This window comes from Faecalibacterium sp. 9 (assembly GCF_048320955.1).
Lineage (GTDB): Bacteria > Bacillota > Clostridia > Oscillospirales > Ruminococcaceae > Faecalibacterium > Faecalibacterium wellingii.
This window is the reverse complement of record NZ_JBLWGB010000001.1, coordinates 785,707-803,021: the sequence shown is the minus strand read 5'-3', so window position 1 is coordinate 803,021 and position 17,315 is coordinate 785,707. Positions and strand designations below refer to the sequence as shown.

Below are 17,315 nucleotides of genomic sequence, written 5' to 3'. Positions count from 1 at the left end.
GTGGCAAAAGGGGGAGTGTGGCATCGCGTAAGCGATGACGGAGAGGGCAAGCCGCCTAAAGGATTTATCTATGCTTGTAACAATAACACGATCCCCGAGTAAAATTTCCGGCACCATCACTGCCCCACCCAGCAAGAGCATGGCCCACCGTGCTGTGCTCTGCGCCGCGCTGGCCGAAGGCCGCAGCCACATCACCAATCTGGAATTCAGCAAGGACATCTCTGCCACGCTGGGCGCAGCGGCACAGCTGTGCGCCCGTGTGCGCACCGGCGCAGACGATGCCGTGGTGGAAGGGCTGGGGCATTTTGTGCCTCTTGCCGCGCCGGTGGACTGCTGCGAGAGCGGCAGCACCCTGCGCTTTCTCATCCCCATCGCCAGCCTGACCGGACAGGCAGTTTCCTTCACCGGCCGCGGGCGGCTGATGGAGCGGCCTCAGTCGGTGTATGAAGCTCTGTACCGGGAGCAGGGCCTGCGGTTTGAGCAGAGCGCTGCCGGGCTGACCGTGGAAGGGGCACTGACCCCCGGCGAATACCGCCTTGCAGGCAATGTATCCAGCCAGTTCATCAGCGGGCTGCTGTTTGCCCTGCCGCTGCTTTCCGGCAACAGCACGCTGCACCTCATCCCGCCGGTGGAGAGCCGCAGCTACATCGATATGACCCGCTCTGTGCAGGCAGCCTTCGGTGTGCAGAGCCATTGGCTGGACGAAAACACTCTTGCCATCCCGGGCGGGCAGCACTATCACCCCTGCGATTACACCGTGGAGGGCGATTACAGTCAGGCCGCGTTCCCGGCGGTGCTGGGTGCCGCGTGCGGCGGCGTGACCATCACCGGCCTTGCCCCGGAAACGCTGCAGGGCGATGCCGCCATTCTGGATATCCTGCGCCGCTGCGGCGCGGTGTTTACCCGCACGGCAGAGGGCATCTCTTTTGAAAAGGCCCCCCTGCACGGGGTGGACATCGACCTTGCGGACTGCCCGGACCTTGGCCCTGTGCTCATGGTGCTGGGCCTGCTGTGCGAAGGCACTACAGTCATCCGCAACGCAGAGCGTTTACGCCTGAAGGAGAGTGACCGCATCGCGGCCATGGAGGCCGAGCTGCGCGCCGTGGGCGGCCTAGTGGAAAGCGAGGGCGGCACCATTACGGTACAGGGCTGCGCGGACAGGCTGCACGCTCCGGCGGGTGTTCTGCATGGGCACAATGACCACCGTGTGGTCATGAGCCTTGCGGTGCTGGCCCTGAGTACGGGCATCCCCCTGACCGTGGACGATGCCGAAGCCATTACAAAAAGCTGGCCGAATTTCTTTGAAGCCATCAAGCCCTTGGGCGCGGAGGTGGAATATGCTTGATAAAACAAAACGTTATCTCGTGGTGGGCCTTGGCCTGCTGGGCGGCAAATACGCGCTGGAACTGACGAAAGCCGGCTTCCATGTGGACGGCATCAACCGCAGCGAAGGGCATTTGCAGTACGCGCTAGAGCACGGCTATATCGCCAGCGGCAAGACCCACGATTTTGAGGACCTTGTGAGCAGCGCCGACCACATCATCTTTGGTCTGTACCCCACGGCCCTCATCGAGTGGTTCCGCACCTACGGCCATCTGCTCAAGCCCGGCTGCATCTTTACCGATGTTTCCGGCGTAAAGACCGGCCTTGTGGAGCCAGTGCAGGCCATGTGCCCGGCGGGCGTGGAGTTCATTGCCAGCCACCCGATGGCAGGCCGTGAGACTTCCAGCGTGGAGCACGCCGCCGAGGTGAACTTTGCCCCGGCCAACTTCATCATCACCCCCACGGAAAAGAACACGCCCGAAGCCATCCAGTGGCTGCGAGAGCTGGCCGAAGTGCTGGGCTTCCACCACATCTGCACCCTGACGGTGCAGGAACACGACAAGATGATCGGCTATGTGAGCCAGCTGTGCCACGCCATCGCCGTGAGCCTGATGTGCGCCAACGATAACTCTTCGCTGTGCGAGTACACCGGCGACTCCTTCCGTGACCTGACCCGCATTGCACGCATCAACGATAAAATGTGGGCAGAACTGTTTTTGTGGAACAAACAGAACTTGATCAGCGAGATCGACCAGTTCGATGCCGCTCTGCTGGAAATGCGCTCTGCTCTTGTGGCCGACGACCGGGATAAGCTGGAACAGATGTTCCGTCTTTCCACCCAGCGCCGCGCGGCGTTCGACAAAAAACTGCCCGAATAAACCGGAGGTGCTCCCATGCCCAAGCAGGAAGGCCAGAAATCCAAGCTTTTGACCCTTTTGCGTATTCTGGAACAAAAGACCGACGAAGAACACCTGCTCAATGTACCGCAGCTGGTAGAGCTGCTGGAACAGCAGGACATTCTTGCCGAGCGCAAAAGCATCTACAGCGATATCGACACCCTGCGCAGTCTGGGGTATGACATCCAGCTGCGGCGCGGGCGCGGCGGCGGCTACTGGCTGGCCAGCCGCACCTTTGAGCTTTCTGAGCTGAAGCTGCTGGTGGATGCCGTACAGGCCAGCAAGGTCATCTCTGCCCGCACCAGCAGAAAGCTCATCCACAAGCTGGAAGCCCTCTGCTCCGACTACGAGGGTTCCCAGCTGCAGCGTCAGGTGTATGTGGACGGCCGCCCCAAAAGCGACAGCCACACCCTGCTGTACAGCATCGACGCCCTGCACAGCGCCATCAACGCAGGCCGGATGGTGAGCTTCCGGTACAAAAAAGACGGCACCCGCACCGTGAGCCCGTGGCGGCTGGCGTGGGACGGCGGGTGCTACTACCTCATTGCCTATCAGGACGAGAAAGAGCCTGCCGGCATCCGCAACTACCGTGTGGACCGCATGTCTGCCGTGACAGTGCTGGGCGATGCCCGCCGGGGCAAAGCCGAGTTCCGCCAGTTTGACCTGCCCGCCTACCTGCGCAAGCACTTTAATATGTTCGGCGGCACCGAATACCGGGTCACCCTGCGCTGCTCGGCTGACCTTGAAGCGGCCATGAAAGACCGTTTTGGCAAAGCGCCGGTCTTTGTTCCGGAAGAGGACGGCACCCACTTCCACTTTGATGTGCCGGTGTGCGTCAGCCCCCAGTTCTACGGCTGGGTGTGCGGCTTTGACGGCAAGGTGGAAGTGACCGCCCCCGCCGAGGTGCGGCAGGGGATGCGGGAAATGGCCCAAAAATTAGCGGAGATGCATCAATAACCGAAAAGAACGGCTCCTGCCCAATGGGCAGGAGCCGTTCTCATATATGGAAGTTATTCCTCAAATTCCAGATCGCCGGGCAGGATCAGGTCCAGCTCCGCGTCCGGCTCTGCCACAAGGCGGCGGCTCTGGTGGAAGATGGCCTTTTCCAGCGTGTTGCGGGCAAGACGGCCGTTGCCGGCGGTGCGGCTGTCCAGCGCCTGACGGCGCTTGTAGTAGCCCAAAAGCGGGAAGGTGCAGCCCTCGGCAAGGCGGTAGCCCTTGCCCTTTGCCAGCACGTTGGTGATGTCCAGCAGCTCGTCTGCCGTGTAGTCCGGGAACTCGATCTTGTTGGGGAAGCGGCTGGCAAGGCCGCTGTTGGCGGTAAGGAACACTTCCATCTCCCGGGTGTAGCCCGCCAGAACGACCACCAGCTCGTCCCGGTGATCCTCCATGCCCTTCACAAGGGTGTCGATGGCTTCGAGGCCAAAGCTGTCCTGCTCGCCGCGGTAGAGGCTGTAGGCTTCGTCGATGAACAGCACACCGCCCAGCGCACTCTCGATGACGCTATTGGTCAGCGGGGCGGTGTGGCCGGTGTAGCGCCCCACAAGGTCGGCGCGGGTCACTTCCACTAGCTGACCGCCCTTCAGCGCGCCGATAGCCTTGAGGTACTTTGCCACCAGCCGGGCAATGGTGGTCTTGCCGGTGCCCGGGTTGCCGGTGAAGATCATGTGCATGGAAAGGCTGGCAGTCTTGAAGCCTGCCGCCGCGCGGCGCTGCTGCACCTGCAGGTTATCCGCCAGACCGAACACATACTCCTTGACCGCCCCAAGGCCCACAAGGCTGTCAAGCTCTGCGCGGACCGCTTCCGCAGCCCCCGTGTACTCGGCGGGCAGCAGGGCGGACAGCGCCTGCTCCCCGCCGCCGTTCAGGCTGAACCACACACCCTCCGGCTTTGCGGTCAGGGTGACGGTGCCGGTAAGCTTTGCATCGGTCTGCAGGCAGTATTCACTCAGGGCACGGAAGATCTCATCACAGGCTTCCGCAAGGCCCGCTGCGCCCTTTTCTTTGGTGCACCGGGCTGCAACATAGTCCCGCACATCGGCCCCCGCACAGAGGGTCAGACCGAGGCGGGTGCTCACCTTCTGGGCCAGCGCATTCAGCTGCTGCGCCGCCAGCGCTGCAAGGTCCTCGCGGGCAAAGGCGCTGGTCACACACACATCCCCCACCGCCGCCACAAAGGGCGCACCGAACTTATCTGCCAGCGCGTCCCGGCCCTTGCGGGAAAAGAAGAAGAGGTACTTGCCGCAGGGGGTGATGCTGCTCACTGCGCCCGGGGCCAGCGCCGTGCCCGCATCCACAAGGATGCCCTCCTTGTTCACCAGATACCGGCTGGAAAGCGGCGCACTGCCCTTGACGGCCAGATCGGACAGCATTTTCAGGAAGCCGGGGTGGCAGCTTTCGTAGTGCTCAAAGATCACGATCTCCCCGGGTGCGTGCAGGGCCGCATACAGATCCTGCAAAAACAGCTTTTCCGCACCGGAATTGGGGTAGAGGGCAAGATCCACCACCGCGGTTTTGTCGCTCTGCAACAGGCCCCGCGCCGCCATGATGCGGGCGGTCTCTTCCAGCGCAAAGTGCCGCCCGGTGCCCGCACCTCCGCAGATCAGGATCACGTTGCGTGCCGCCGGGCGCTCGGTGCCCAGCACAAAGGGCCGGCGCATGGCGCGCACCACACTGTCCACAAAGGCGTCCTGCCCCAGCACGGTCTTTTTTACCTCGGCGGCAAGGCCCTCAAAGCTGCCCAGCTGCTCTGCGGGCAGGTCTGCCGTACCTTTGGCAAGCAGGCCGTCGGCTTCCATATCCCGCAGCATCTGGCGGCTGTCCTTCAGTGCAGACTGCACCGCGTCATCCTTCGTTCGGAGCTGGGCATTCTGCTTTTTGAGCAGGGCATCCAGCTGCTTCTGGTTTTCCAGCAGAGCAGCGTTCAGGTCCGGCACGGCTGAGGTCCCGGATTTCTGCGGCTTCGCCTCCGGCTGGGCGGTGCCGCCAAAGCGCGGCCTGCCCCCTGCACCGAACACACCGTTCATAAGGTTTTCCCAATCGTCGGTATATGCCATGGTTTGCCCTCCGTTTTTGTCGTTTTCTTCCAGTATAGTGTACCCGGACAGGTTTTGCAATTCCCTCTTGCAAAAAAGACCGCCGGTGTTTACACTTATATCTGATAGGAAATCTGCAAGAAGGAATGAAGAAACTATGACCGTCAAAACGCCCGCCGAACTGAAAACGCTATACGAGAGCATCTCCTTTGACCTTCAAACCACCTACACCGGCCCGCTGGGGCAGGAATATGCTGTTTCCGGCACCCATCTGCGCCTGTGGGCACCCACGGCGCAGAGGGTGGAGGTCAGCCTTTACCGCAAAGGCAGCGGCGGTGAGCCCATAGGCACCCTGCCGTTGGAGCGGGGGCAGCAGGGGGTGTGGAGCATCTATCTGCCCGGCGACCAGCACGGACGATACTATACCTATACGGTCACAGTGGATGGCATTTCGCGCCAGACCGGCGACCCCTACGCCCGCGCTGCCGGTGTGAACGGCACCCGCAGCATGATCGTGGACCTTGCCCGCACCGCCCCCTCCGGGTGGGAGCGGGATGTGCGTCCGGTCATCCCACCGGAGCAGCGCGCAGTGTGGGAGGTGAGCGTGCGCGACTTCTCGCAGGACGCTGCCAGCGGCGTGCGCCCGGCATGGCGGGGCAAGTTTATGGCCTTTACCCAGCAGGGCACCACCCTGCACGGGGACGGCATCCACCCCACCTGCCTGAATTATTTAAAGCGGCTTGGCGTAAAGTATGTGCAGCTGATGCCCATTTTTGATTTTGGCAGCGTGGACGAGGCAAAGCCGCTGCTGCGGCAGTACAACTGGGGCTATGACCCCACCAACTACAATGTGCCCGAGGGCAGCTATTCCACCGACCCCACCCGCGGCGAGGTGCGCATCCGGGAGTGCCGGGAGATGATCGCAGCGCTGCACGCGGCGGGCATCGGCGTGGTGATGGATGTGGTGTATAACCACATGTACCGCAATGAGAACCCGCTGAACGATACCGTGCCCTGCTACTTTTTCCGCCAGAACGAGGACGGCAGCTTTTCCAACGGCAGCGGCTGCGGCAACGAATTTGCCAGCGAGCGGCCCATGGCCCGGCGGTATATGATCGATTCCATCCTCTACTGGGCGCAGGAATACCACATCGACGGCTTCCGGTTCGACCTGATGGGCCTGTACGATGTGGAGACCATCAACGCCGTGCGCGCCGCGCTGGATGCGCTGCCCGGCGGGCGGGATATCCTGATGTACGGCGAGCCGTGGCAGGGCGGCGGCAGCCAGCTGCACCGGTACGAGGCCAACAAGGCCAATCTGTCCATGCTGAACGAGCGCATCGGCATCTTCTGCGACGACACCCGCGACACCATCAAGGGCGGCTGCTTCAGCGCCCGGGAGCCGGGCTATGTGGAGGGCAGGCCCGGCAGCTTCTGGGACATCGGCGGTGCGGTGGCGGCATGGTGCCGCAGTGACCGTCTGCCGCCCCACGCGCCCAGCCAGATCGTGAACTATGTTTCCGCCCACGACAACTTCACCCTGTGGGACAAGCTGCTTTTGGTCCGGTACGAAAAGCCGGAGTTCACGGCGGCAGACGGCACAGCCCTTGCCCAGAACCGGCTGGCGGCGGGCATTTACCTGACCAGCTTCGGCCTGCCTTTCCTGCAGGCGGGCGAGGAGTTTGCCCGCACCAAAAAAGGGAAGGGCAACAGCTACCGCTCCTCGCCTGCGCTGAACCGGCTGGACTGGGAGCGGGCCGAAAAATATCATGCACTGGTGGACTACTACCGCGGCCTGCTGGCGCTGCGGGCAAGGTTCCCGCAGCTTTCCAGCACCGACCCCCACGCGCCGGATGCCCTGCACTTTTTCTCGCTGGAGCAGCCGCTGGTGGGCTGGCTCCTGCCGGCACAGTGGGGCGATGGTGCGGCATGGCAGGCGCTGTGTGTGTTCTACAACCCCACCGATGTCGGCAGGACCGTGCCGCTGCCGGTTGGGCGCTGGCAGATGCTGAGCGATGGCATTTCTTCCAGCCTGTGGCGCGGCCCGGCAAGGGTGTACGAGCACGAGGCCGTACTGATGCCTTACAGCGCCACCATCTTCGGACAGATATAAAAAACAGGAGCGGATGGAAAACTCTCATCCGCTCCTGTTTTCTATTTTGTTCAGCTGTTGGAAGCCGTCTTTTCGCCCAGCGTCACATTGACCGTCTGCATCTGGCCTTCACGCGCAATGGTGATGGAGAGGGTGTCGCCTGCGGCATGCTTCTGCATCAGGGTGCCAAGGTCGTCTTTAGAGGCGATCTCGGTGCCGTCCACGCTCACGATGCGGTCTCCGGCCTGAAGACCCGCCTTCTCGGCAGGGCCGCCCTTGACCACCTCCACAACGTAGACGCCGTAGGCGTTCACGCCCAGCTGGGCTGCGGTCTGTGCATCCTCAACGGCCAGATAGGTGATGCCCAGATAAGGCCGTCCGGTCACATAGCCGTTCTCCAGCAGCTCCTGCGCCACCTTGATGGCGTCGTTGATGGGGATGGCAAAGCCCAGACCCTCGGCGTCGCTGGAAGAGGATTTTGCGTTCACAATGCCGATCAGCTCACCGTTCATGTTGAACAGGCCGCCGCCGGAGTTGCCGGGGCTGACCGAAGCATCCATCTGGATCAGGGACATGGTGTTCACAGAACTGCTGCCCTGAATGGTGACGCTGCGGTTCAAAGCGCTGATCATGCCGCCGGTGACGGTGCCGCCCAGCTCACCCAGCGGGTTGCCCACAGCCATCACACTCTGGCCCACCTTCAGGCCGTCGCTGTTGCCCACGGTGGCGGGGGTCAGGCCGTCGGCGTCGATCTTAATGACCGCGATATCGCTGGTGGTATCCTCGCCCACGAGGGTGGCGGTATAGTCCTTGTCACCAATGGTAACGGTGATGGTAGAAGCGCCGTCCACCACATGTGCACAGGTGAGGATGTAGCCGTCCGAGCTGATGATGACGCCGCTGCCGGCGCCGCTCTCCACCTGATTCTGGCCGTACCAGGACCACTGGGAATAGACCACCTGCTCGGTGGTAATGACCACCACGCTGGGGCTGACCAGATCGGCCACCTGCTCGGTGGTCAGGTCGGTGCCGGTGCTGGACGCTGCGGCGATGCTGCTGTCCGCACTGTCGGAGCTGCTTGCCGTGGAGGAAGGTGCCACCTGCTGGATGACCACCTTACCACTGCCGCCGAACTTTGCGCCCACAAAGCCGCCGGCAAAGCCCATGGCTGCGGCCAGCACCAGCGCCACCGCACTGCGTGCGATGCGCCTGCCGGTGCCCTTCTTCTTTTTGCGGGGCGGCTTTGCGCCGGTCTGCGGCTGCACCGGCTGTACCGGCGGCGTGGTGCCGCCTGCTCCGCCGGCCGTCTCAGGCTCTGCTGCGCGCGCCTCCGGCTGCGGGTCATTGTACTGGTTGGCGGTATTCATGCCGCTGCTGCCCACATTGGGATAGCCGGTGCCGCCTTCGGGTCTATTCTGAGAGGAATAATCATATTCCCACTTGTTCTCGTTGCCCATGTTGATACTTCCTTTCCGTAGAGGATCTGCCCACAGGAGCCATGCTCCTTTGAACTGTTCTCATTGTAGCGGACAATTGTGAAAATCAATCGCTTGCGCAGTGAAGAAACTGTGAAATAAAGACACACTTTCTGCTCTTGACAGCAGCCCCCGCACTTGCTATTTTAGAAGCAGATTCAGGAGGGAACACACCATGGAGCTGCACCGCACAAAGGAGGGCTTTGCCCTTTACAAGGAGAAAACACAGATCGGCTTTTGCACCCTGACCCCGGCCCCGAAGGGGGCCGCCATCGCCGCCCTTTGCATTCAGCCCCAGTGGCGGCGCAAAGGGTACGGTTCCTATTTTCTAAAAGAAATCTTGCGCAGCTTTGCCGGATATGACCGCGAGCAGGCCACGGTGTTCACCGCCCCGCTGCCCGCCAATGCCGCAGAGCTTGCCTTCTGGGCAAGGTTCGGCTTTGCAGCAGAGGGGCCGCAGCTGGTGCGCCGCCGCACCCCGGACCTGACAGCCGTCCGGTTCGTGCAGGACTTTTTAGCCGCACGGCTGGGCCGCCCGCGCCTTTGCATCGATGCCACCTGCGGCAACGGCGGCGACACAGCCTTCCTGTGCGGGCTCACCGCTCCGGAGGGCAGGGTGCTGGGCTTCGACATCCAGCCCGAGGCCATTGCATCCACCCGGAAGCATCTGGAGCAGCTGGGCGTGCCCGCCTCCCGGTATGAGCTGCACTGCCAAAGCCACGCAGACCTTTTACAGGTTGTGCAGCCCGGCACGGCAGATGCGGTGATGTTCAACTTTGGCTGGCTGCCCGGGGCCGACCACGCAGTGTTCTCCACCGCACAGAGCAGCATCCCCGCCCTGCAGGCGGCTTTGGAAGCCGTGCGGCCCGGCGGCGTGGTGAGCGCCATCCTCTACAGCGGGCAGGTCATCGGCACGGACGAAAAGCAGACGGTGCTGGAATATCTCCGGGCACTTCCGCTCAAAAGTTTTACCGTTCTGGTGTGTGATTTTGCCAACTGGGCCGAAACCGCGCCTCTGCCCTGCATCATCCTGAAAAAATAACGAAAACACTTGCATTATGGAGCGTTTTCGGATAAAATAGGGTACGTATGTGTAAAAATATACTCCTTCCGTCACGGCTGACGCCGTGACGGAAGGAGTTCCATCCATTTCAGGAGAAATAATAGTTTATGACAAATCGTGAAGAAATCGAGCGCCGCCGGACGTTTGCGATCATCAGCCATCCCGACGCCGGTAAGACCACTCTGACCGAAAAGCTGCTGCTGTACGGCGGAGCCATCAATCAGGCAGGCTCCGTCAAGGGCAAGCAGAGCGCAAAGCACGCCGTGTCCGACTGGATGGACATTGAGAAGCAGCGCGGTATTTCCGTCACCTCCTCTGTCCTGCAGTTCAACTACGCGGGCAAGTGCGTGAACATTCTGGACACCCCGGGCCATCAGGACTTCTCGGAGGATACCTACCGCACCCTGATGGCGGCAGACTCTGCCGTCATGGTCATCGACGCCGCAAAGGGCGTGGAGGCACAGACCATCAAGCTGTTCAAGGTGTGCACCCTGCGCCACATCCCCATCTTCACCTTCGTCAACAAGATGGACCGCGAAGCCCGCGACCCCTTTGAGCTGATGGAGAACATCGAGGAGATTTTGGGCATCAAGACCTACCCCATGAACTGGCCCATCGGCTGCGGCAAGGAGTTCAAGGGCGTGTTCGACCGCAACACCCGCAAGGTGCTGGCATTTTCCAGCGACGGCCGCGCCAACGGCGTGAAGAAGGTGGATGAGACCGAGGCCGAGCTGGGCGATCCCGCACTGGACGAGCTGCTCACCCCCTACCTGCACCAGCAGCTGGTGGATGAGATCGAGCTGTTGGACGGTGCCGCCGAGGAATTTGACCTCGACAAGGTGCTGCGCGGCGAGCTGAGCCCCGTTTTCTTTGGTTCTGCCCTGACCAACTTTGGCGTGGAGCCTTTTCTGGAGAACTTCCTGCGGCTCACTCCCACCCCGCTGGCCCGCGTGGACAGCCTGACCGGCGAGACCGTGGACCCCTGCCGCGACGAGTTCTCGGCATTCATCTTCAAGATCCAGGCCAACATGAACAAGGCCCACCGCGACCGCATCGCCTTTATGCGCATCTGCTCCGGCAAGTTCGAGCGCGGCATGGAGGCCTTCCATGTGCAGGAGGGCAAGAACATCAAGCTGGCCACCGGCACCCAGCTGATGGCGCAGGACCGCGCTATCGTGGACGAGGCCTACGCCGGCGATATCATCGGCCTGTTCGACCCGGGCATCTTCTCCATCGGCGACACCCTGTGCACCGGCAAAAAGAAGGTCCAGTTTGCGGGCATCCCCACCTTCTCCCCGGAGCACTTTGCCCGCATTGAGCAGAAGGACACCATGAAGCGCAAGCAGTTCGTGAAGGGCATGGAGCAGATCGCGCAGGAGGGTGCCATCCAGATCTTCCGCGAAGTGGGCGGCGGCATGGAAGAAGTGGTGGTCGGCGTGGTCGGCGTGCTGCAGCTGGAAGTGCTGGAGTACCGCCTGAACACCGAGTACAACGTGGAGATCCGGATGCAGCAGCTGCCCTTTGAGCAGCTGCGCTGGGTACAGAACGACCCCGACACCTACAACCTGCGGGATCTGGACCTGACCAGCGACACCAAGGCTGTGGAGGATATGAAGGGCAACCGCCTGCTGCTGTTCACTTCTGACTGGGCCGTGCGCTGGGCCGAGACCCACAACGAAACGCTGAAACTGAGCGAGTTCGGCAATATCTGAGTTGAAAGAGAGCTGCGGTGCGGGAATATCCTGCAGCTGCGGCTCTTTTTTCACAAAACACAAAAAATACAACAAAGAATGCCAGTTATGGAATGAGCTGCTCCCATTGCGGGGAACACTGCTGGCATGGAGGGAAGTATATGCAAAACATCAATATTGGCAAAAGCGGCATTCAGGTGCCGTTTCTGGGCATGGGCACCTGGGCCATCGGCGGCGGCTCCTGGTGGGGCGACAACGACGACGCCCTGTCGGTAAAGGCCATCCAGACTGCTGTGGAGCAGGGCATCCAGTGGATCGACACCGCTCCCATCTACGGCCTGTACCACAGCGAGACCGTGGTGGGCGAGGCCATGAAGCACATCGACCGCGACAAGGTGGTGCTTTCCACCAAGTGCGGTCTGGAGTGGCGGCACGAGACGCCGGTGCTGCACAAGGTCGTGGACGGCACTGCCGTCTACCGTGACCTGTCTGCCCAGAGCATCATCGAGGATGTGGAGGACAGCCTGCGCCGCCTGCACACCGATCATCTGGATGTGCTGTACACTCACTGGCAGAGCCCCGATTTCGGCATCTACCCGCTGGAAGAGACGGTGGAGGCCATGATGAAGCTAAAGGAGCAGGGCAAGATCCGTGCCATCGGTGCATCCAACGTGACTGCGGACATCATCCGCGGCTACTGCAAGTATGGTCAGCTGGACGTCATTCAGGAAAAGTACAGCCTGCTGACCCGCCGCGTGGAAAAGCAGCTGCTGCCCACCTGCAGGGAGCTGGGCGTTTCGGTGCAGGCATACTCTCCGCTGGAGCAGGGCCTGCTGACCGGCAAGGTGACCATGGACACCACCTATCCCGAGGGCAGCACCCGCAACTCCAACCCCAGCTTCCAGCCCGCCCGCCGGGCACAGGCGCTGGACATGCTGGCAAAGTGGGGCGACCTGACCGAAAAATACGACTGCTCTCTGGCACAGCTGGTCATCGCCCTGACCGCCCGCATGATCCCGGGCCTGCATGTGCTGTGCGGTGCCCGCACCCCGCAGCAGGTGATGGACAACGCCGGTGCGCTGAACATCAAGCTGGACGGTGCCGATGCCGTCCGCATGAAGTGGGACGTGGATGCTATTTCCTGAGTTTTTGATTTAAGACGCAAAAAGCCTCTGACCGCAATGGTCAGAGGCTTTTTTGCATCTCAGCCGTTCTCCTTCCAGAACAAACCGCCGGAGGTCTGGAACAGCGGCCATGGGTTCACGCTCTTGCTGCCAAGCTTGAAGTCCATGGTCAGCTCCTCGCCCAGCACACCCACGGCCTGCCCCTTTTCCACCGTCTGCCCGGCAGAGACAGAAAGTGCCTGCAGCCCGTACAGGTAGCTGCGCATCCCGCAGCCGTGGTCAATGACCACCGTGTTTCCGGTGAGGGCCAGCTCTGCGGCCAGCACCACCACGCCGTTTGCCGGGGCGCGGCAGGGCTCGCCGGGAATGGTGTAGAGCTTTGTGGAGTTGGAGCGGCTGCCCTGCCGGCCGTTGACCACCCTGACCTGACCGTAATCCACCAGCGTGGTGTAGCTTTCCGCAGGGTTCACAAAACCGCCCTGCCAGAGCTTTTCCCTGGCAGGTGCTTCGTACAGGCCCCAGACCGCATTGCGGAACTGGGTGTTCGCCGCTTCCGATGCATCCGGCTCCGGCTCCGCATCCACCGTGCCGAAATCTCTGGGCAGCACAACGATGCTGCGGCTGACCGTCTCGCCGTTCACCGTGATGTTCACCTCATGCCCGCCGGAGGAAGCGTTGTAAGCCGCCGGGATATAGGCCCGCCAGCCATCCGGTGCACGCACGCACTGCACATTGCCAAGGTCCGTTTCCACCGTGGGGGCCGCATCGCCGGTCATGCCGGAAATGCGCAGGCCCACCACGCCGCCCTGCTCCACCCGCTCGGCCGAAAGCTCTGCCTCTGCGCTGGCCTGCAGGGTGAACCGGAAGGCATAACGGTACCAGCCGGTGGGCTTTGCGGGCTTTTCCAGCCTCAGATTCCTGCGCACAGCTCCGGTGCTGCCGCCCTCGAACTGCATCACGGTACCGCCCTCCGGCACCCGCCAGACGGTCAGTTCGGCCTTGTACTCGCCATTGGCCGGGAACAGAAAGCTCTCGTATTCACTGGCTGTGCCCGTGAATACCGTCTCGCCGGAAGCCGTCCGGATGGTCAGGGTGGTATAAACGGACCAGTCCGGCAGGGTGAGGGCCGGGTGGGCCGTGTACAGGATGCCCAGCTTCTGCACCGTGAGGGTCGCCGGGCTGGCGAACACCTTATCCAGCTGTCCGCCGATCAGCGGCACCTGCCAGCAGGCTCCGTTGCTCTCCAGCGCTTCGCCGCCGAACTGCGCCGCACTGTCCGGGCAGCTGCCCTCGGTGGTAAAGGCGTAGCTCACCCCCATCACCGCCCCCAGAAACACCCCGACGCCCAGCACCACACCCACGAGCCAGAGCAGAAAACGCTTCATGATGTACTCCTTCCGCAACGCTGTTTTTCTGCATCCCGCCGATAAAAACAGCTTCTATGTAACAAAAAGGGCGCACCGAAACAGTCTTGTGCAGACTGCCGGTGCGCCCGAAAGGTCTTTTGCAGTTCAGGGATTATTCTGCGGCGTCCTCGGCAGGGGCAGAATCCTCAGCGGGAGCAGCGGGCTCAACGGTCTCAGCATCGTCCTCGCCGAACAGCAGACGCTCGTACTCGTCCAGTTCCTTCTCACGGCGGTGCAGATAAACAGCAACAGCGGCAAGGGCACCGGCAACAGCAGCCAGAACAGTGATCACAGCGACCAGGCAAGATTTCTTCATAGGTTCGTACACTCCTTTTTGATTGAAACGGTGTTTCAGCTTTTATCCAGTGCTTGTTGGCTTTTATTATACCCGTTCCTGTCAAAAATTACAACCATTCAGGTCAAAAAGGCCAAAATTTCATACCATAAGCTTCTTATATGACTTAAATGCACCGGGCAGGGTATACTCCGCCTGCAAAGCTTCCCGGCTGGCCCAGACGCAGCCCGCCGGGGCGCTCTGGGCAGGCAGATGCAGCAGGATGCCGCTCATGTACCACTCGATATGGCTGAAGATATGCTTTGCGGCGGGCAGGGCGTCCGGCGCAGCGCAGCCCGTGTCCAGTCCCATGGCCCGCAGACGGGCAAGGACCTCTCCGTCCGCAAGGGCTTCGCCCTCCCACAGCACCGGCTGCCACAGCCCGGCCAGCAGGCCTTTTGCAGGGCGCTGCTGCAAAAGAAAGCCCGCCGGGCTTTCCAGCAGGGCCAGTGTCACCGGCTCCATACGCCGGGGCTTTGGCGCAGCCTTATGGGGCAGCTCCGGCGCGGTGCCCGCCGCCCGGGCGCGGCAGACTGCCGCCAGTGGGCATTTTTCGCACAAAGGCGCACCGTTCGGCACACAGACCAGCGCCCCCAGCTCCATGAGGGCCTGATTGTAGTCGCCCGCAGCGTCCGGCGGCTGGTGCTCCATGACCCGGGCCGTAAAGGCCTTTTTCACCGCCGGTTCGGTGACGACGGCAGGGTCGTTGTACAGGCGGGAAAACACCCGCAGCACATTGCCATCCACCGCCGGCACCGGGATGCCGAAGCTGATGGAGGCAATGGCCCCCGCCGTGTAGTCCCCGATGCCGGGCAGGGCCCGCAGGGCATCGTAGTCGGCGGGCAGCTGTCCGCCGTACTGCTCGCAGACGATGCGTGCAGCCTTTTGCAGGTTGCGCACCCGGCTGTAGTAGCCAAGGCCCTCCCACAGCTTGTGCAGCTTTTCCTCCCCGCAGGCGGCAAGGGCCGGGATGTCCGGCAGGGCGGCGAGAAAGCGTTGGTAGTAGGGCAGTGCCGCCGAGACCCGGGTCTGCTGCAGCATGATCTCGCTGAGCCATACATGGTAGGGGCTGGGGTCGGTGCGGAAGGGCAGGCTGCGCTGGTTTTTGTAGAACCAGTCCAGCAGGGCAGGAGAGATATTTTCCACTTGTTTTGTGCTCCTTATCAAAAAATGGGCCGCCGCGGAATGCAGCAGCCCGGTAAAAGTATGCGCGCTTATCAGAAGCCGTATGCGGTGCGGGGGAAGGGCAGCACGTCACGGATGTTCTGGATGCCCGTGAGGTACATGATCATGCGCTCGAAGCCCAGACCGTAGCCGGAGTGCTCCACGCCGCCGAACTTGCGCAGGTTCAGGTACCAGTCGTAGCTGGACTTGTCCAGACCCAGCTCGTCCATGCGGGCTACCAGCTTGTCGTAGTTCTCTTCACGCTGGCTGCCGCCGATCAGCTCGCCGATGCCGGGCACCAGCATATCTGCAGCTGCCACGGTCTTGCCGTCGGCGTTCTGCTTCATGTAGAAGCTCTTGATCTCCTTCGGGTAGTCGGTGACAAACACAGGCTTCTTGAACACCACCTCGGTCAGGTAGCGCTCGTGCTCGGTCTGGATATCCACGCCCCACTCCACAGGGAACTGGAACTTCTTGTTGTTCTTCTTCAGGATCTCGATGGCCTCGGTGTAGCTGATGCGGCCAAACTCGCTGTTTGCCACCAGCTCCAGACGCTCGATGAGGCCCTTGTCGATGAACTGATTGAAGAAGGCCATTTCATCCGGGCAGTTGTCCAGCACGTAGCGGATGACGTACTTGGTCATGGCCTCGGCAGTGTCCATGTAGCCGGACAGGTCGCAGAATGCCATCTCCGGCTCGATCATCCAGAACTCGGCGGCGTGACGGGTGGTGAAGCTCTTCTCGGCGCGGAAGGTGGGGCCGAAGGTGTACACCTTGCCGAATGCCATGGCCATGGCTTCGGCTTCCAGCTGGCCGGAAACGGTCAGGTTGACCGGCTTCTCGAAGAAGTCCTGGGTGTAATCCACAGTGCCGTCCTCGTTCTTGGGCACATTCTCCAGATCCAGCGTGGTGACGCGGAACATTTCACCGGCGCCCTCACAGTCGGAGGCGGTCAGCAGCGGGGAGTGTGCGTAGACAAAGCCGTTCTCCTGGAAGAACTTGTGGATCGCATAAGCGGCGACGCTGCGCACCCGGAATGCAGCGTTGAAGGTGTTGGTGCGGGGGCGCAGGGTGGGCATGGTGCGCAGATACTCCATGCTCATCTTCTTTTTCTGCAGGGGATATTCCTCTGCGGGGCAGTCGCCCAGGATCTCCACGCTGTCGGCGTTCAGCTCAAAGGGCTGCTTTGCCTGCGGGGTGAGCACCAGCCTGCCCTTGATGCGCAGGCTGCTGTACAGACCGGTGTGGATGACCTCATCGTAGTTGGCCAGCTTGCCGGCTTCCAGCACCACCTGCAGGGTCTTGAAGCAGCCGCCGTCCGACAGGGCGATGAAGCCGATGTTCTTGGAGTCTCGGATGTTCTTTGCCCAGCCGCAGACGGTGATCTCGGTGCCGTCGGCGGGGGTGTTTTTGAACAGCGAAACGATCTCGGTACGTTCCATAACTTTTTCTCCTTTTCACACTTTAAGAAAGAGATGCTATTCTGGCTTGCCTGAAAGCTGCCAAGACGCTGGCTGACACAGGATTTTTGTTGTCAGGCAAAGCTTATTGAGCGCAGGAATACTTTGTGTATTTCAAGCGAGATAAGCAAAGCATGGCGGCAAAAAGACCCGTCAGACAGCGCCGGGGCGGCTCGAAGGTAAGCCCAAAAAAGAAAAGACAGCTTTTTCTCCCTGAAAGTTCAGGGCGAACAAGCTGTCTTGTAATGTCCG

13 protein-coding genes are annotated in these 17,315 nt (G+C 61.6%); 7 read left to right on the top strand and 6 right to left on the bottom strand.

Annotated elements, in window-relative coordinates; translation table 11 throughout:
* Positions 1-70: 70 nt before the first annotated feature.
* The 3 genes from aroA to ACKXF9_RS03730 are packed head-to-tail and all read left to right on the top strand — an operon-like array spanning position 71 to position 3,176.
* Positions 71-1,345 carry a 3-phosphoshikimate 1-carboxyvinyltransferase gene (gene aroA / locus ACKXF9_RS03740; protein ID WP_418265350.1) on the top strand — a complete coding sequence of 425 codons (1,275 nt, stop codon included), beginning with the start codon at positions 71-73 and terminating at the stop codon, positions 1,343-1,345.
* Positions 1,338-2,201: a prephenate dehydrogenase gene (locus tag ACKXF9_RS03735; RefSeq protein ID WP_418265349.1), complete on the top strand. Its 864-nt coding sequence runs from the start codon at positions 1,338-1,340 to the stop codon at positions 2,199-2,201. The genes aroA and ACKXF9_RS03735 overlap by 8 nt, the downstream gene beginning before the upstream one ends.
* A gap of 15 nt (positions 2,202-2,216) precedes the next feature.
* Positions 2,217-3,176: a helix-turn-helix transcriptional regulator gene (locus ACKXF9_RS03730; protein WP_418265348.1), complete on the top strand. Its 960-nt coding sequence runs from the start codon at positions 2,217-2,219 to the stop codon at positions 3,174-3,176.
* A 53-nt stretch (positions 3,177-3,229) separates the two neighbouring features.
* Here the strand turns inward: ACKXF9_RS03730 and ACKXF9_RS03725 are convergent, their stop codons facing one another.
* Positions 3,230-5,275, bottom strand: a complete 2,046-nt coding sequence (locus ACKXF9_RS03725; RefSeq protein WP_418265347.1) for an AAA family ATPase — start codon at positions 5,273-5,275, stop codon at positions 3,230-3,232.
* A 136-nt stretch (positions 5,276-5,411) separates the two neighbouring features.
* Here ACKXF9_RS03725 and pulA point away from each other — a divergent pair, with 136 nt between their 5' ends.
* Entirely contained in the window at positions 5,412-7,367 is a 1,956-nt protein-coding gene (pulA, locus tag ACKXF9_RS03720) for a type I pullulanase (RefSeq protein WP_418265346.1), read from the top strand.
* A gap of 50 nt (positions 7,368-7,417) precedes the next feature.
* Here the strand turns inward: pulA and ACKXF9_RS03715 are convergent, their stop codons facing one another.
* A complete protein-coding gene (locus tag ACKXF9_RS03715; protein ID WP_418265345.1) occupies positions 7,418-8,803 on the bottom strand; it encodes a S1C family serine protease in 1,386 nt (461 codons plus the stop codon).
* Positions 8,804-8,996: 193 nt separating this feature from the next.
* Here ACKXF9_RS03715 and ACKXF9_RS03710 point away from each other — a divergent pair, with 193 nt between their 5' ends.
* The 3 genes from ACKXF9_RS03710 to ACKXF9_RS03700 all read left to right on the top strand — a co-directional run bounded on the left by ACKXF9_RS03710 (position 8,997) and on the right by ACKXF9_RS03700 (position 12,720).
* Positions 8,997-9,863, top strand: coding sequence for a GNAT family N-acetyltransferase (locus ACKXF9_RS03710; protein ID WP_418265344.1), 867 nt, complete (start codon positions 8,997-8,999; stop codon positions 9,861-9,863).
* 128 nt (positions 9,864-9,991) lie between these two features.
* On the top strand, positions 9,992-11,596 hold the full coding sequence (locus ACKXF9_RS03705; RefSeq protein WP_207698798.1) for a peptide chain release factor 3: 1,605 nt from the start codon (positions 9,992-9,994) through the stop codon (positions 11,594-11,596).
* Positions 11,597-11,736: 140 nt separating this feature from the next.
* Positions 11,737-12,720 (top strand): aldo/keto reductase, encoded by a 984-nt coding sequence (locus ACKXF9_RS03700; RefSeq protein WP_249237846.1) that lies wholly within the window; start codon positions 11,737-11,739, stop codon positions 12,718-12,720.
* Between the two features lie 59 nt (positions 12,721-12,779).
* On the opposite strand, the gene ACKXF9_RS03695 is transcribed toward ACKXF9_RS03700, so the two are convergent.
* From ACKXF9_RS03695 to asnS, 4 genes are all read right to left on the bottom strand, one after another.
* On the bottom strand, positions 12,780-14,084 hold the full coding sequence (locus ACKXF9_RS03695; protein ID WP_418265343.1) for a murein hydrolase activator EnvC family protein: 1,305 nt from the start codon (positions 14,082-14,084) through the stop codon (positions 12,780-12,782).
* Between the two features lie 133 nt (positions 14,085-14,217).
* On the bottom strand, positions 14,218-14,421 hold the full coding sequence (locus ACKXF9_RS03690; protein WP_249237844.1) for a phosphatase: 204 nt from the start codon (positions 14,419-14,421) through the stop codon (positions 14,218-14,220).
* A 120-nt stretch (positions 14,422-14,541) separates the two neighbouring features.
* Positions 14,542-15,585, bottom strand: a complete 1,044-nt coding sequence (locus tag ACKXF9_RS03685; protein ID WP_418265342.1) for an A/G-specific adenine glycosylase — start codon at positions 15,583-15,585, stop codon at positions 14,542-14,544.
* A gap of 71 nt (positions 15,586-15,656) precedes the next feature.
* The gene (asnS, locus tag ACKXF9_RS03680) at positions 15,657-17,045 is read right to left on the bottom strand and encodes an asparagine--tRNA ligase (protein ID WP_418265341.1); all 1,389 of its coding nucleotides are present in this window, start codon (positions 17,043-17,045) and stop codon (positions 15,657-15,659) included.
* Between the last annotated feature and the right edge of the window lie 270 nt (positions 17,046-17,315).

Coding starts and splice junctions, on each gene's coding strand:
- aroA (WP_418265350.1), top strand. CDS start 71: ATGCTTGTAACAATAACACGATCCCCGAGTAAAATTTCCGGCACCATC.
- ACKXF9_RS03735 (WP_418265349.1), top strand. CDS start 1,338: ATGCTTGATAAAACAAAACGTTATCTCGTGGTGGGCCTTGGCCTGCTG.
- ACKXF9_RS03730 (WP_418265348.1), top strand. CDS start 2,217: ATGCCCAAGCAGGAAGGCCAGAAATCCAAGCTTTTGACCCTTTTGCGT.
- ACKXF9_RS03725 (WP_418265347.1), bottom strand. CDS start 5,275: ATGGCATATACCGACGATTGGGAAAACCTTATGAACGGTGTGTTCGGT.
- pulA (WP_418265346.1), top strand. CDS start 5,412: ATGACCGTCAAAACGCCCGCCGAACTGAAAACGCTATACGAGAGCATC.
- ACKXF9_RS03715 (WP_418265345.1), bottom strand. CDS start 8,803: ATGGGCAACGAGAACAAGTGGGAATATGATTATTCCTCTCAGAATAGA.
- ACKXF9_RS03710 (WP_418265344.1), top strand. CDS start 8,997: ATGGAGCTGCACCGCACAAAGGAGGGCTTTGCCCTTTACAAGGAGAAA.
- ACKXF9_RS03705 (WP_207698798.1), top strand. CDS start 9,992: ATGACAAATCGTGAAGAAATCGAGCGCCGCCGGACGTTTGCGATCATC.
- ACKXF9_RS03700 (WP_249237846.1), top strand. CDS start 11,737: ATGCAAAACATCAATATTGGCAAAAGCGGCATTCAGGTGCCGTTTCTG.
- ACKXF9_RS03695 (WP_418265343.1), bottom strand. CDS start 14,084: ATGAAGCGTTTTCTGCTCTGGCTCGTGGGTGTGGTGCTGGGCGTCGGG.
- ACKXF9_RS03690 (WP_249237844.1), bottom strand. CDS start 14,421: ATGAAGAAATCTTGCCTGGTCGCTGTGATCACTGTTCTGGCTGCTGTT.
- asnS (WP_418265341.1), bottom strand. CDS start 17,045: ATGGAACGTACCGAGATCGTTTCGCTGTTCAAAAACACCCCCGCCGAC.